12 protein-coding genes are annotated in these 14603 nt (G+C 34.9%); 6 read left to right on the top strand and 6 right to left on the bottom strand.

Translation table 11 applies throughout. The features are described from left to right. Positions 1-75 precede the first annotated feature (75 nt). Together I3217_RS07595 and lysS are read right to left on the bottom strand one after the other, a co-directional pair. A complete protein-coding gene (locus tag I3217_RS07595) occupies positions 76-993 on the bottom strand; it encodes an endonuclease/exonuclease/phosphatase family protein (protein ID WP_435049158.1) in 918 nt (305 codons plus the stop codon). 4 nt (positions 994-997) lie between these two features. Beyond that, complete coding sequence (lysS, locus tag I3217_RS07590; protein WP_435049157.1) at positions 998-2695, bottom strand: lysine--tRNA ligase; 1698 nt, start codon at positions 2693-2695, stop codon at positions 998-1000. Between the two features lie 163 nt (positions 2696-2858). On the opposite strand from lysS, the gene I3217_RS07585 reads away from it, so the two are divergent. The 3 genes from I3217_RS07585 (at position 2859) to lipB (ending at position 4602) form a co-directional block, all read left to right on the top strand. Beyond that, the gene (locus I3217_RS07585; RefSeq protein ID WP_435049156.1) at positions 2859-3017 is read left to right on the top strand and encodes a YqaE/Pmp3 family membrane protein; all 159 of its coding nucleotides are present in this window, start codon (positions 2859-2861) and stop codon (positions 3015-3017) included. Positions 3018-3184: 167 nt separating this feature from the next. Further along, positions 3185-3886 (top strand): hypothetical protein, encoded by a 702-nt coding sequence (locus tag I3217_RS07580; RefSeq protein ID WP_435049155.1) that lies wholly within the window; start codon positions 3185-3187, stop codon positions 3884-3886. 2 nt (positions 3887-3888) lie between these two features. Further along, entirely contained in the window at positions 3889-4602 is a 714-nt protein-coding gene (gene lipB / locus I3217_RS07575; RefSeq protein WP_435049154.1) for a lipoyl(octanoyl) transferase LipB, read from the top strand. 1 nt (position 4603) lies between these two features. Here the strand turns inward: lipB and I3217_RS07570 are convergent, their stop codons facing one another. The 3 genes from I3217_RS07570 to I3217_RS07560 all read right to left on the bottom strand — a co-directional run bounded on the left by I3217_RS07570 (position 4604) and on the right by I3217_RS07560 (position 8791). Further along, positions 4604-5656, bottom strand: coding sequence for a nucleoid-associated protein (locus I3217_RS07570; RefSeq protein WP_435049153.1), 1053 nt, complete (start codon positions 5654-5656; stop codon positions 4604-4606). Positions 5657-5730: 74 nt separating this feature from the next. After that, positions 5731-8163 (bottom strand): ribonuclease HII, encoded by a 2433-nt coding sequence (locus tag I3217_RS07565; protein ID WP_435049152.1) that lies wholly within the window; start codon positions 8161-8163, stop codon positions 5731-5733. Positions 8164-8191: 28 nt separating this feature from the next. Further along, positions 8192-8791 carry a ribonuclease HII gene (locus I3217_RS07560; RefSeq protein WP_435049151.1) on the bottom strand — a complete coding sequence of 200 codons (600 nt, stop codon included), beginning with the start codon at positions 8789-8791 and terminating at the stop codon, positions 8192-8194. 70 nt (positions 8792-8861) lie between these two features. Here I3217_RS07560 and I3217_RS07555 point away from each other — a divergent pair, with 70 nt between their 5' ends. The 3 genes from I3217_RS07555 (at position 8862) to I3217_RS07545 (ending at position 13259) form a co-directional block, all read left to right on the top strand. Further along, a complete protein-coding gene (locus I3217_RS07555) occupies positions 8862-10829 on the top strand; it encodes a putative porin (RefSeq protein ID WP_435049150.1) in 1968 nt (655 codons plus the stop codon). 283 nt (positions 10830-11112) lie between these two features. Continuing rightward, positions 11113-12279, top strand: a complete 1167-nt coding sequence (locus I3217_RS07550) for a linear amide C-N hydrolase (protein WP_435049149.1) — start codon at positions 11113-11115, stop codon at positions 12277-12279. Between the two features lie 191 nt (positions 12280-12470). Then, a complete protein-coding gene (locus tag I3217_RS07545; RefSeq protein WP_435049148.1) occupies positions 12471-13259 on the top strand; it encodes a carbonic anhydrase in 789 nt (262 codons plus the stop codon). On the opposite strand, the gene I3217_RS07540 is transcribed toward I3217_RS07545, so the two are convergent. Further along, positions 13256-14230, bottom strand: coding sequence for a YpdA family putative bacillithiol disulfide reductase (locus I3217_RS07540; protein WP_435049303.1), 975 nt, complete (start codon positions 14228-14230; stop codon positions 13256-13258). The genes I3217_RS07545 and I3217_RS07540 overlap by 4 nt on opposite strands. Positions 14231-14603 lie beyond the last annotated feature (373 nt).

Below are 14603 nucleotides of genomic sequence, written 5' to 3'. Positions count from 1 at the left end.
CTGTTAACTATTACGGTAAGTATATTATTACTCGAAACTCTGGATTTACAGTTTTGAGGAAAGATAGTTTGCTTATTATGGTTTTATTTGAAATTCACCAACTAATAATGCATGGTCTGAATTGAAATGGAACTTTTTATTCAGTTTTACAGGTTGCCATCGTTTATTTAGCCAGATCTGGTCGATTTCCAGAACAGGAAATACGGTTGGCCAGGTAGCAGTAAACCCATTATTGTACGCGTGGAAGCTTTCATAATGCGTATGAAAAGGATCGAGAAAAGCACTTTCGTAAGGGGTATTGAAATCACCAATTATAAAATCGATGTTTTGATCTTCTGCAATATGCAGGACTTTTTTTAAATCCGATCGTTTGGATTTGGAAGCATTTGCAAGCAAGTCGGGGATAAGTATCGTTATACGGTGGTTGTGTATGGTTGTGGTAACAAAATTATATTTGCTGGCTTCCGAAATATACCTGTACTCTGTGTCGTTTATGGTGCCCTTTACGGCAAGTACCATTTCTCCATTCAGTTGTTTTATGGTGTATTCTGGGAAATGTATTTTAAACGCATCGAAATCTTCCTTCGGAATGTTGCGTGCTTCTACCAATACAACTATCTCCGGATTGTAGCGCTCCATGTTCTTATAAAGACGATCGAGAGGTAAATGTGGTGGCCTTGCAATATTCCAGTATAGAATGGCGTGCGTATTTAAGCTCTTATTTATCTCAGGGTTCTCGTTATCGTAGTGGTAGTTGTTAAACCAATACATGGTTATTAAGCTGTTAAAACATAGTAACAGCAGGCAGAAGGTTTTCTTTTTGTAAAAGAGGAGGCTGGTAAATAAACCATAAGCGATAATAAAAATTAATGGGCAGGCATTAAAAATAAAAATGAAGGGTTTAAACTGATCCCTGATAATAAAATGTACTACCAATAAAAAAGCATACCATATTAAAAGGTATGCTTTATATTTTAGGATGAGCTTAATCATAAATTTATTCACTTAAACTTACCAACAGCCCCTCGTCTGTTTTATCCACTTTGGCTACTCCTAATTTGGTTAAGCCTTTAATGGTTTTATCCCATTTTTTGTTGCTGAGTTGCGATTGCGTTTTTAGTGCATTTAAATCAACTGGCGAATTTGATTTTAATAGATTGAAAACTACTTTTTCATCGTCAGACATTTCCACCTGCTTTTTCTCAGGTCTCATTTGAGGGAAGAATAATACTTCCTGAATAGATTGATTATTAGTTAAGAACATAATTAGTCTATCCATACCAATTCCCATTCCTGACGTAGGCGGCATACCGTATTCCAGAGCACGTAAAAAGTCGTAATCGATAAATTGTGTGGCTTCATCGTCTCCTTTTTGAGCTAATTTTAACTGGTGCTCGAAACGTTCGCGCTGGTCTATCGGGTCGTTTAATTCGGAATAGGCATTGGCAATTTCCTTACCACACACCATAAGTTCGAAACGTTCTGTTAAGTCAGGGTTATCTCTGTGTTCTTTACAAAGCGGACTCATTTCTTTAGGGTAATCAGTGATAAATGTTGGCTGGATATAGTTGCCCTCACATTTTTCACCAAAGATTTCATCTATAAGTTTTCCTTTACCCATAGTATCGTCTACCTCAATACCCATGCCTTTAGCAGCCTCGCGAATTTCGTCTTCAGTTTTTCCAGTAATGTCGAATCCGGTAAAATGTTTAATCGAATCGGCCATAGTGACACGGGCATATGGCGCTTTAAAGTCAATTTCATGCTCGCCAAAAGTAGCTTTTGTTGTACCGTTTACGGCTGTAGCACAATGCTCTAATAAACGCTCACAGAAATCCATCATCCAGTTATAATCTTTGTAGGACACATAGATTTCCATCGCTGTAAATTCCGGGTTGTGGGTTCTGTCCATACCTTCGTTACGGAAATTCTTAGAGAATTCGTAAACCCCGTCGAAACCACCAACAATTAATCGTTTAAGATATAATTCGTTAGCAATTCTCATGTATAAAGGAATATCCAAACTGTTATGATGTGTAACGAACGGACGCGCTGCAGCCCCTCCAGGGATAGGTTGTAAAACCGGAGTTTCTACTTCGAAATATCCGGCTTCATTAAAGAAACCACGCATGGCATTAAAGAGTTTTGTACGTTTTACAAAAACGTCTTTTACATGTGGGTTTACAACCAAATCGGCATAACGTTGTCTGTAACGTTGTTCCGGATCTGTAAAGGCGTCGTGCACTTTACCTTCGGCATCAACACGTGGCTGAGGTAATGGCCGTAACGACTTACTTAAAATCGTAAAATCTTTAACCATTACTGTTTTTTCGCCCACTTTTGTTGTGAATAATTCACCTTCAATACCAACAAAATCACCTATATCCAGTAATTTTTTGTAAACGGTATTGTATTTTGTTTTGTCGTCTCCCGTACAAATTTCATCGCGATTGAAATACACCTGAACACGTCCTTCGCCATCCTGAACTTCAGCAAAACTGGCATTTCCCTGAATTCTTCTGGACATTAATCGTCCGGCAATTATCACGGATTTACCTTCTTCAAAATCAGATTTAATCTGTTTACTATTATGGGTTAAAGGATAAAGATCTGCTGGATATGGATTAATCCCTAATTCGCGAAGTTTGCTAAGCTTTTCTCTTCTTACGATTTCTTGCTCTGATAATTGCGACATACTGCTGTTATTCTGTTTAATTTTGAACGCACAAAGATAATTACTATTAGTAACTATATCAATATATTGTTATTTAAAAACTAAATAGATTTTAATTGCTGTAACAATTCTTAGTTTTGGGCGTCCAATAGGATGTTCATCAATTAAAATAAATCAATTATCAATGAGTATTTGGAGAGTTATCTTGTCTATTATTTGTCCGCCATTAGCGGTATTAGATAAAGGTTGTGGTTCGGTTATAATTGTATTCTTGCTGTGGTTATGTGGCTGGGTGCCTGGAGTAATTGCGGCTTTGGTTATTGTAAATAACCCGAAGCGCTAGTCTGTTTTCTTTGGTCTTTTTTATCAGTCTGATTTTTTAGCGTTTGGTTTTTTGAGTAAAGTACCAATTACTGTTGGTATTTTATTAAGTATCTTTGCAGCGATTAAATAATACTTAAAATCGTGAAAAAAATCTACTTTTTAATTCTGAGTTTATCGTTGTTAGTAATGTACAGTTGTCAATTTACCGAGACCATTCATATTAATGAAAACGGTAGTGGTAAAATGTCTTTTTTGTTAGATGGCTCACAACTTATGGAAATGGGAGGTGACGATATGATGGGAGAAGAGGAGAAGGTGGTTGATTCGACTGTGGTTTTTAAAACGTTTCTGGAAGAGAAAAAAGACAGTATTGCTACGCTGCCTAAAGCCGAACAGGAACGATTAAAGGCGCTAGAAAATTTTAAAATGCATATGGTTGTTGATCCTAAAACAAAAAAAATGGTGGTCGATATGTACTCCGATTTTGATAATGTGGAAGGCTTGCAGGATATGTTTAAACTTATGAATAATGCCAATGATTTAAAAGACGCTGATGACGGAAAAAAATCTAATCCATTTGAAGTACTTGGGTCATCCGAGGCCACGAAAGTGGAATATTCCTATAATAAAAATGTATTTAAACGTAAGGTAACCGTTTTAGACCGTGAACAGTTAAATACATTAAAAGATAGTATTGCAGATGCCGAAATGATGCTTGCTGCCTCGACTTACGAATTGAATTATCATTTCCCAAAGCGCATAAAATCTGTGTCTTTAGATGCGGCAAAATTTAGTGAAGATCATAAAAGTTTTTCGGTAGAAGTGAGCTTTAAAGAATATATGATAAATCCGGAAAGCTTGAATGTAGAAGTGATTTTAGAAGATTAAGAATGGAAAATAAAGTAATAGAAGTAAAAGAACTGGGGATAAAAGATTATAAAGAAACCTGGGATTATCAGGAAGCTTTATTTAAATCTATTTTAGATATCAAAATTAAAAACAGACGGGAAGAAACTGAGGAAATTACACCCAATTATCTGCTGTTGGTAGAACACCCTCATGTGTACACTTTGGGTAAAAGTGGCGATATGGATAATCTACTGTTAAGCGAAGCGGAACTTGCAGGAAAAGGTGCCACGTTTTATAAGATTAATAGAGGTGGAGACATCACGTATCACGGCCCTGGGCAGATTGTAGGATATCCCATTTTAGATCTCGATAACTTTTTTACCGATATACATAAATACCTGAGGTTTCTCGAAGAAATGATCATTCTTACTTTGGAAGAATACGGTTTAAAAGCCGAGCGTAGCGAAGGCGAAACCGGAGTATGGTTAGATGTAGGAACCCCGTTTGCTCGTAAAATATGTGCTATGGGGGTTCGTGCCAGTCGCTGGGTTACCATGCATGGCTTTGCTTTAAATGTAAATGCCAATCTGGGCTATTTTGATAATATTATACCCTGTGGTATACGCGGAAAGGCAGTAACATCTCTTAATGTAGAGTTAGGAGTAAAGGAAGTGGATATGGATGAAGTTAAAGAAAAACTACTAAAACACTTTAAAACGCTTTTTGAAGCCCAATTGACACAGAAGGTTGTTTAGATTAGCCTTCTGTGTTGAAATATACTTTGTAGTAATACATTTTTTTCTCTTCATCGAAGCCGCGTTCCAGATATTCGCTGGCAGCATCCGGCGCATCGATATCCAGTTTTATCTGGATTTGAGTGTCTAGTTTTATTTCCGATTTTATTTTTTGCTTCTGCTTTTTAACTACCGGTTCGGCAATATCAAACTGGTTTAAAATAAGAATGTCCTGTTCGCTCTCGAACGATTTTTTATAATCTTCGAATAAGGTTTTGTGTTTGTCGTCTTCAAATACTTCCTCTTTAAACTCTTCTACATTTACAAATTCACGCTCTTTAAAGAAATCGACGGTTTTTGCTAAAAACACACTTTGTTCCTGGTTTCCGTAGCTTGTTTTTAAAATCTCGGTAGAGAATTCTTTACATAGTTCCAGGTAATTTTGGGTATGTGAATTGTAATCGTTCGCGTATTTTATGTTTAAAAAGTGATTAATCCAGTATTGCGCATCGTAATTATTATTGTCTACCGTTAAAACGATAGGGCCTTCGGCATCGGTCTGATTTAATATAAGACAGCCTTTGTCTACTTTCTTTGTATTTATACCTTGTTGTACGGCAACATCGTAACTATTATTGTTGTCCAGGTAAGTCTGGAAGAAGTTCGATTTACTTTCAATTTTAAATATGCCTATTGCATTTGTAGTAATTTCGTTAAATTCTATACCTTCAAATATAGCTACTAATACATCTCCGGTTTTTATTTGTGCCGAATTAGATTGCTCGTATAAGTGCTTTACTATGTTTTTAGAAACATCTATAAAACTGTTCTCATCTTCAAAAATCGATTCGGTATAGCTGTTAATTTCATTTAGCTTTATATTCGCATGATGGTTAAAGCGGTGACTTTGTACTACCGTACCGAATGGTCGTAATAAAAATGGTAACATAAGGTCGTAACTGGCTTCGTCGAACTGCACTTCCTGTTCTGAAAACGCATTTTTAGTGTCGTTAAATTTATTTCCAACTTTATGAATTATAAATTTTGAAATTGCGGCATTGGTACGTTTTATCATAACGAATAATTAAAATTTTAGGGGTGCAATAGTACTAAATTACTACGTGTTTTAGCGTTAAAATAGGTTTAAACTTAATTTACCTGATAGATAATTATGGCATTGTCGTTGCCTTTGGTAACACCTTCAATTTGCGGATCCTTATCCAGATTGGCCAGATCTAATGCGCTGGAACCGTAAACCGGGAAATTAGATATGGTTTCGCCCTGACTGTCGTATACATAAACTTTTTGAGCTTGTAAATCGGTCGTGGTTACATATATCTTATTGTTTATATAGAAAAGCTTAGCAGGAGTGTAGCTTCCAAAATCTAATTCCAGTGTTTTATTTCTTATAGCTAAACGGTTACCCGATTGTGCTACCAGCGTTCTTGAAGTTGCATCGATATGGTGTTGTGTTTCCAGATTAATGTTCTGCGAAGCCACATTGCCTTTAAGATCTATTAATACCAAAGCACCATTTTCGGCTGTAGTTGTAAACTTATCATTGTAAAAATAAACGCCTTCGTTAGAATATTTATAATTGGTTTTTGGTTTTATGCGTTCCTGTCCGGTTCTGCTTAAAATATAAAGTTTGTCGGTAGTTTTAAACACCAGATAATCTTTCCCTTTTTCTCTAAAATGTTGTGGTTGGTGCACTATGGTATTGTTGGCCTTGGTGAACTTGAATCCTTTTACCCGGTTTCCTCGGGCGTCGTACATTAATACATTTTTGTCCTGCACCACCAGTAATCTGTATTTTTTATTATTGTCGTAATCAAAAACGGCTAAAGGCTGCGTAATTTTATCATTGAATTTTAAAGGGAAAGGCGGGACGTCTTTACCATTACGGTCTAAAACATATACACGGCTAGGTGTAGTAAAGGCCAATTGTAATCGTCCGTTTTTATACATGTCTATTTGAGAGATTTCTCCAAGAACCGGTCCTTCAATTTGTTTCTTCCACAACACTTTTCCTTTATTGGATATCAGGTAGAGGTTGTTATTAATATCCTGAACCACAATTTCCTTTTGTCGTGTAATATGGTTTACTACAAACTGTGGGTTGTTTAGAATATTGGCGTCCAGCTTAATGTTTAATTCTTCTGAAACGGAGTTTTCTATTTGCTGTCCTTTGTTCTTTTTTATGACCATGTTTACATGAGCAAAGTCCTGATCGAATACATATTGAACGGCAGACATTTTGTAATCGTTGGTAGCTACTTTAAGATCGTCTTTAAAATTAGAAACTAATACGGTTTTTAAAGCCGGTGCTTGGCCTACAAGCAACAGGCTGGATGCATTACTTAAAGATTTACTTAGATTAGCGTAACTGTCGCGTTCTGCAAAAGTTGATTTATTCTGGTAGGACGCAATAATGTTTTTTAGCAGATCCAGGTCTTCTGCAAACACGTAAAAGGAATCCAGGTTACAATAATAGCTGGCATTTGTGGTGTGGATTAACGGTTTAAAAAATGCAGGAAACCATTCCGGGTGTTCAAATGTTTTAATCTCTATCTGTCGGTATTCTTCTATAATTTCCTGCGAATCGATTAAAGCCTCGTTGGTAGCCATATCGTCTAAACTGTAAAAAGCTACGGCGCGTTTGGCATCTTGATAAATAACTCCTATTTCAGAAGTGTTGTCAAATAAAGTAGTTTCTGGCGAATCCTGATTGTGATATGCTACCAGATTGGCCTGTAAATTACTAAAGTCGTTAAAGGTAAAGCTCATAAAAGCATCACAATCGGTTGGTGTTATTGTGGCTAATTTGTTTTCCTGAGGAATTGTATTTTTAAATATGTTAATTAGTTGCTCTGTAGAGTCTGAAGCTTTTGTAATTCCGTTTAGAGTAATTTCATCTTGAGTAATATCGGTATCTAAAGCAAGATATTTCGTGAACTTGTTTAGCGGGATGGAGTCGGTAGGCATAAAAATATTTAAGCGCTTACTGTACTCGCTATCCAGAATTACGGAAAAGGTTTTGTCGGTTCCCGTTGTACTGTATATTTTTTCAAATTCCGGATTTGGAAGTTTAGGAGATAAGCTGTTTTCTATTATGGTTTTAGAGGTAGATCCTATAAAAATGCTGTCGATAATAATGCTGTAGAGGGCCTGATTGTTGATTTCAGATTTTGTAATGGTATTGCTTTTATAGTTAATCTGACTTGATTTAACAGGATTTAAAGAGTCTTTTATAAACAGGTCTTTCGTGTATTTTGTAATTAGTGTTACCTGTAAACTGTCTTTGGCATCTTTAGAAAAACAAAATACAGTTTCATGTTCGGGCTTAAACTGATTTAAGGTTTTAAATAAGCCGCTAATGTTATTGTAAACCTGTGTTCCAGTAAATTCCTGAATCAGATTGTTATTTTGCAGGCTGCTTTTTAAGTCCTGAAAATTTGAAGTTTTTACCAGGCTAATAGTGTGCTCCGGAACAAACTGAATAAGACTGTATTTAGATGTATTTGAGGTGTTGCATCCTATTAAAAGTAAACAAAAAATAACGGTTAAGCCAAACGCTCTCATAAGGGAATTTTTTTACAAATATAAAAAGTTATAAATCTAATTTTAATTGATCGGGAAGTAATCTAAACGATTGGCGGTGATATTTCGTAGCACCGTATTTTATTATGGCTTCGCGATGTTCTCTGGTGGGGTAACCTTTGTTTTTCTTCCAGTTGTACATGGGAAATTCTTCATGAATGGCATTCATATAAGCATCGCGATAGGTTTTTGCAAGAATGGATGCTGCCGCAATATTCAGGTATTTTCCATCACCTTTTACAATGGTTTCATAAGGTATAGAGCCATATGGTTTAAATCTGTTGCCATCTACACTTATAAATTCGGGTTGTGGTGCAAGTTTGGCAATGGCTTCCTGCATAGCCTGGATAGAGGCGTTTAAAATATTAATTTCGTCGATAACATCCGGAAAGATATGCGTTACTCCAAAGCTCACACTTTCCAGTTCGATTATGGGTTTTAACAGATCTCGTTTTTTTTCTGAAAGCTGTTTGGAATCGTTTAAAACTGTATTCTTAAAATCGGGAGGAAGAATTACTGCAGCAGCTGTTACAGGACCAGCTAAACACCCACGTCCTGCCTCGTCTGTTCCGCATTCAAGTTCAAATTCTGAATAGTTTAAGCCCAGCATTTATTTTATTTTTTGATATAATAATGGTATCATAATTTGTATTTACCTTTGCAAGGTCTAAAAAATAATTATGAAGCGAATCATTCTATCTTTCTTTTTGTTGTGTTTTTCTTTTATAGCAAGTTCTCAAACTTTTCAAAAACCATCAAAAGATGTAAGAAACAGTTCAGACTCAGGTAGTCAGACCGATTTGCGAAACAGGTCTTTAGATAGTACCAGCACTAAAGCCGGAACACAAAAGGTGGGGAAAATAGATCAGTATTTAATTATATCTCACGCAAACGATACAACCTTTGTAGACACGACTTTAAATATTAGAAAAGACTATAAATTTAATTATCGAAGAAAAGATAATTTTAATTATATATCGTCTTCTAATATGGGCCAGTCTTACAATACACTTAGTTATAATTTTAAAAGTGAGCGTTTAATGCCAGATCTTGGCGCGCGTGCAAAAATGCTTAATTATAAAGAAATTGAAGATGTATATTATTACCACGTACCAACACCGTTTACAGAGCTTTTTTATAAAACCGGTTTCGAGCAGGGGCAGGTGGCTAACGGATTGTTTACAGTAAATACTTCGGAAGAATTTAATTTTTCAATAGGCTATCAGGGGTTGCGATCTTTGGGAAATTATCAGAATTTTATAGCCAGTTCAGGTCATTTTACGTTTAGTACGAACTATAAAACTAAGAATGGCAGGTATGTGGCTAAGGCGCATTTTGTTGCCCAGAATATTAATAATGAAGAGAATGGTGGATTAACCGATGACGAGGTGGCGTATTTTGAATCGGGGGACCCTGAATTTCTGGATCGTGGTGTGTTCGATCTAAATTTTCAGGATGCCGATAATACCTTAAAAGGGAAACGATTTCATTTAGATCACAGGTATTATATTGTAAAACCAAAAGATTCAACTTCCAGTCATAACTTGAATCTAACACATCTCATGACGTTTGAAGATAAATACTTTCAGTTTAATCAGTCGTCCAGAAACACTTATTTTGGATCTTCATTTAAAACTTCAAACCTGAGCGATCGTGCCACGATTGAGAATTTTCATAATCAGGTGCAGTTAAATTATGCGAATCGAATTTTAGGTCATCTGCAATTTAACACCAGTTGGGATAATTATAATTACGGGTACGACCAGATTGTAATTTTAGGGGGCCAGCGTATAGTAAACAGATTGAAAGGAAATATAATTGCTGTAGGTGGAAAGTATTATAACAGAATTGGCGATTTTGATATTACCGGAGATGCAGGGTTAAATGTTAGTGGTGATTTTAGCGGTAACTATATAACCGGAACAGCTGCGTATGCTTTTAATGATGATTTACGTGTGAGTGCTTCCATTAATCATAATGCGAAACAGCCTAATTATAACTTTTTGCTGTTCCAGAGTGATTATTTAAATTACAATTGGCAAACTAATTTTAGCAGCGAGAAAACGCAACAACTAAGTTTTAAAATAGCATCTAACAAAATTGCAAACATAGATGTGGATTATAGCACAATTAGCGATTATGCTTATTTTAAGAAAGACGGAAATGGAGGCGTTAAACCTTTTCAAAATTCAGCAACAATTACCTATTTAAGAGTAAAACTGGATAAGGAAATAAAATTCGGGCATTTTGCATTGGCTAATACAATAATGTATCAAAACGTACAGGATGAAAACGCGGTATTTAATGTGCCTGAATTTATAACCCGTAATACATTATATTATAGTAACGAGTTTTTCAAGAAAGCGTTATATCTGCAAACAGGATTTACTTTTAATTATTTTAGTGAATATAATATGAATGCCTACGATCCTTTATTGGGTGAGTTTTACGTTCAGAATGATACCAAAATCGGAAACTTTCCGAGGTTGGATTTCTTTATTGATGCTAAAATACAGACTGCCAGAATATATTTTATGTGCGAACATTTAAATTCTTCATTTACTGGCTATAAGTTTTATTCGGCACCAAATTATCCTTACCGCGATTTTGCCATTCGTTTTGGAGTGGAGTGGAATTTCTTTTTGTAAGATAGTTGTCTATATATCCACTATGAAGTATTTAAATAATTCATAGTGATTTCCAATTCAAGTGCTTTGGCTATTGAGCTGAACCCTGATTGTATTTATAGTTGTAGTTTTTCAAGTTTGCTAATTACTAAAATAGAAATTAGGTTTTCCATTAATCAATATAAGTAGGTATGCGTATTTCTTTTAAATGGGGTATTTGGTACCTTAGGATTCTAGGGTTTTTATGGCTGTGTTTGGTATATAAACTCTTGGAAAATCATTGTGTAATTTAAAAATAGTTATTATGAAACGATTATTAATTTTAATTCTTTCCGTAATTTTTTGTGTGAATTTTGGTTATGCCTGCAGTATGTACAAGATAACTATAAATGGAAAAACGATTGTAGGTAATAATGAAGACTGGTTTAGTGCTAATTGTCAAATTTGGTTTGAACCAAAAGGGAAACATAGATATGGGGTGATGAATGTAGGATTTGATAATAACTTTATTCAAGGTAGTATAAATGAAGCAGGCTTAATGTTTGACGGATTTACTACACCGCATAAAGAGGTGAAAAATACAGAAGGAAAGAAGAAAGTCTCTATTGACGAATTTATAGCTCCAATAATGCATAATTGCTCTACAGTTAAAGAGGTTCGTGATTGTTTATTGGAAATAGACTTAAGTTTTTTAAGTGACGCAATGGTTGTGTTTATAGATAAATCTGGCGAGTATTTAATTGTAGAAGGAGATGAGTTAATTTTAGGAGACGATTCAGAGCAATCCTTTTCAAATTTTTATCCATCCGAATGCTCTAACAGAATGGAAGTGCCGATTTCATTTTATCAAAATGGTTTGGCTTATATAAATGAAACAGAAGCAAGAGCAGATTTTGATTATTGTGGAGAAGTAATGAATCATTTTAAGCAAGATATTACGGTTTATACTACAGTGTATGATTTGGAATCTGGTATTATTCGGTTATATCATTATCAGAATTTTAAGGATTATATAGAAATAAATTTAGAGGAGGAATTGAAAAAAGGAAAGCACACTATGTTTATTCCAGATTTGTTTAGTAAAAATAGTCCAGGATATAGATATTATGAGATTTTTAAAGATCCGGAATTACTGAAAGTTTCTTTAAAAGAAACCATAAAAAAGAACACAGAAGGATTTGATGGGAAAGCACTTAAGGGTTATGAGCCAGCCATTATTGATTTAATAAAACTTCAGGCTAATGTTTGGGAAGAATCATTTAAAGACTATAATGGTGTAGTTGCAATTTTAGATTTGAGTACTGAGTTATTCCCGGAAAATTATTTAGGATATTCTTATATAGGAGATGTGTATTATGAAAATGGACAATTAAAATTAGCAGAAGAATATTATAATCAGTCTTTAATTTTGAATAAAGGAAATAAGGAAGTGCAAGCTAAATTGGGAGAAATAGAAAATAGTAAAGGCTAATTTTGTATTTAGATATTTAGCTTGCAGTTTTTTTTGAGTTTAAACCTAAATTTACGGACTAAGTATAGCAGTAGTTTTTTGTTTGGTTTTAACTAAAACGATATCGTAAATAAATCCTTGAAAAGTGACAAATGTTATGTTTTTTAAAAGGTTCGGGATTTAATTTTGTTTCAGTTAAAAGTATATTAATTATGAAACTTAAGCTTTACGGATTCTTAGTAGTTACAGGTTTATTTGCATGGTCCTGCGAAAATAATACTGATACAGTTCATGCTGGTTTAGTAGAGAGCGATGTGTTGCACTGGAGTTATTCTGGCGAAACATCTCCTGAGCATTGGAAGGAAATAGAAAAACGTTCGAATTGCGATGGTAAAAAGCAGTCTCCTATTAATATTATTACAAAAGATGCTGTTTCGGTACATGAAGAAAATAAGCTTAATATAGAATATTCACCCCTTACCGAAATTGGCAAAGTTGAAAATAACGGACATTCCATTCAGTTTGATTTTGAGCTAGGCGATTATATTCGTTATAACAAGGAGCTGTATGCGTTAAAGCAAATTCACTTTCACGAACCTTCAGAGCATAAAATAAACGGAATTACCTATCCAATCGAAGTGCACCTTGTTCATACTAATGAGTCCGGACAAATTACTGTTTTAGCGATTTTGGGTCAGGAAGGCGAGGAGAGCCAGTTGTTTGAAATGCTGGAAAGTTTTCTGCCACTAAAAACAGGTGCGTCAAAAGAGATTCATAAAAGTATAGATTTGTCCGGCTTGTTTTTAGACAAGGATAATTATTTTTCTTATGGCGGGTCTTTAACAACGCCGCCTTGTACCGAAAATGTAAACTGGGTTGTATTTAAAGAGCCAATAGTCCTATCTGTTGATGAGGTATTAAAGTTGAAAAATAATATGCCAATAAACAACTACCGAAACGAACAGGCTTTAAATGGTCGTGTTGTTAAATATAATTACTAATTAGATTGATTTAGTATATTGATGTGTTTAATGATTTTATCGGCATGGATTCTTGAGTTTTCAATAAACCATTTATGAGTTTCCATACCGCCACAAATTACTCCCGCCAGGTATAGGCCCTTAATATTCGTTTCCATGGTGTCCGGATTGTAGTCCGGGATATGGTTGGAGTCTTTAGAAAAGGAAACTCCGGCATGTTCCAGTAAATCAAAATTGGGCTGGTAACCTGTTAAGGCAACAACATAATCATTTTTTAAAGATTTTATACCGCTGGGGGTTTTAATGCTAACGCGGTCTTCCTGTATTGCTGTAATTTCAGAATTAAAGTAAGCAGTAATGGAGCCTTCATCTATTCTGTTAACAATGTCGGGCCTTACCCAATATTTTACACGACTACCAATATCGTTTCCTCGAACTACCATAGTAACATGCCCGCCTTTTCTGTAAATCTCCAAAGCGGCATCAACTGCCGAGTTGCTGGCGCCTACTATTATTGTATGTTGCAAACTATAAGAGTGAGCTTCTTTATAATAATGGGTCACTTTAGGAAGATCTTCGCCCGGAACATTAAGCAGTTTAGGGATGTCGTAAAAGCCAGTGGCAATAATTACGTTTTTAGAACGGTAGTGTTGTTTAGATGTAGTAACAGTAAAATGAGAACCATGTTTATTAATAGTGTTAACGGTTTCGTACAGTTTTATATGTAAAGCATTCGAGGTAGTTACCCGTCTGTAATATTCTAAAGCCTCATTGCGGTTTGGTTTTGGATTATTACTTATAAAAGGAATGTTGTTAATTTCCAGTTTTTCTGAAGTGGAAAAAAAGGTCATGTTTAAAGGATAGTTAAACAAGGAATTGGTTAGTGCACCTTTTTCTATTATAGTATAGTTGTAATTTTTTGCTTTACAGGCCAGAGCACAGGCAATGCCTATAGGACCGGCACCTATTATAATAATGTCTTTTTCTTCTATCAAAGTAATATGTGTTTAGAAAGTTTAAAGCTGCAATCTTTTTTCTGACCTTAAAAATACTAATAGCAGATAATATTGCCATAGAATACTTCCTTAAAATGATAAATGTCATTTTAACTTAAGTAAGGTGTACCTATATTGTACGACTGTTTTAATTGATTTTAATCACATAAGAAGTGTTTGTATAATAACTGTGCTTTTAGATTGAGGAATGAGCAGTGGATTTTTTTATTCTAAAGACTTGATTATAAGCTGTGCTAAAAATATTTTATAAAAAAGGCGTTAAAAAGTTTGTTAGTTAAGGAAAAAGGGTGGTATATTTGCACCCGCTTACGGCAGGAGGGATGTAGAGAAAGAGTAAGCGGACGTTCAT

This window comes from Formosa sp. S-31, assembly GCF_051172795.1.
Classification (GTDB): Bacteria; Bacteroidota; Bacteroidia; order Flavobacteriales; family Flavobacteriaceae; genus Formosa.
Note: the sequence above shows the minus strand (reverse complement) of the source record. Positions and strands in the feature narration are given on the sequence as shown.

Coding starts and splice junctions, on each gene's coding strand:
- I3217_RS07595 (WP_435049158.1), bottom strand. CDS start 993: ATGATTAAGCTCATCCTAAAATATAAAGCATACCTTTTAATATGGTAT.
- lysS (WP_435049157.1), bottom strand. CDS start 2,695: ATGTCGCAATTATCAGAGCAAGAAATCGTAAGAAGAGAAAAGCTTAGC.
- I3217_RS07585 (WP_435049156.1), top strand. CDS start 2,859: ATGAGTATTTGGAGAGTTATCTTGTCTATTATTTGTCCGCCATTAGCG.
- I3217_RS07580 (WP_435049155.1), top strand. CDS start 3,185: ATGTACAGTTGTCAATTTACCGAGACCATTCATATTAATGAAAACGGT.
- lipB (WP_435049154.1), top strand. CDS start 3,889: ATGGAAAATAAAGTAATAGAAGTAAAAGAACTGGGGATAAAAGATTAT.
- I3217_RS07570 (WP_435049153.1), bottom strand. CDS start 5,656: ATGATAAAACGTACCAATGCCGCAATTTCAAAATTTATAATTCATAAA.
- I3217_RS07565 (WP_435049152.1), bottom strand. CDS start 8,163: ATGAGAGCGTTTGGCTTAACCGTTATTTTTTGTTTACTTTTAATAGGA.
- I3217_RS07560 (WP_435049151.1), bottom strand. CDS start 8,791: ATGCTGGGCTTAAACTATTCAGAATTTGAACTTGAATGCGGAACAGAC.
- I3217_RS07555 (WP_435049150.1), top strand. CDS start 8,862: ATGAAGCGAATCATTCTATCTTTCTTTTTGTTGTGTTTTTCTTTTATA.
- I3217_RS07550 (WP_435049149.1), top strand. CDS start 11,113: ATGAAACGATTATTAATTTTAATTCTTTCCGTAATTTTTTGTGTGAAT.
- I3217_RS07545 (WP_435049148.1), top strand. CDS start 12,471: ATGAAACTTAAGCTTTACGGATTCTTAGTAGTTACAGGTTTATTTGCA.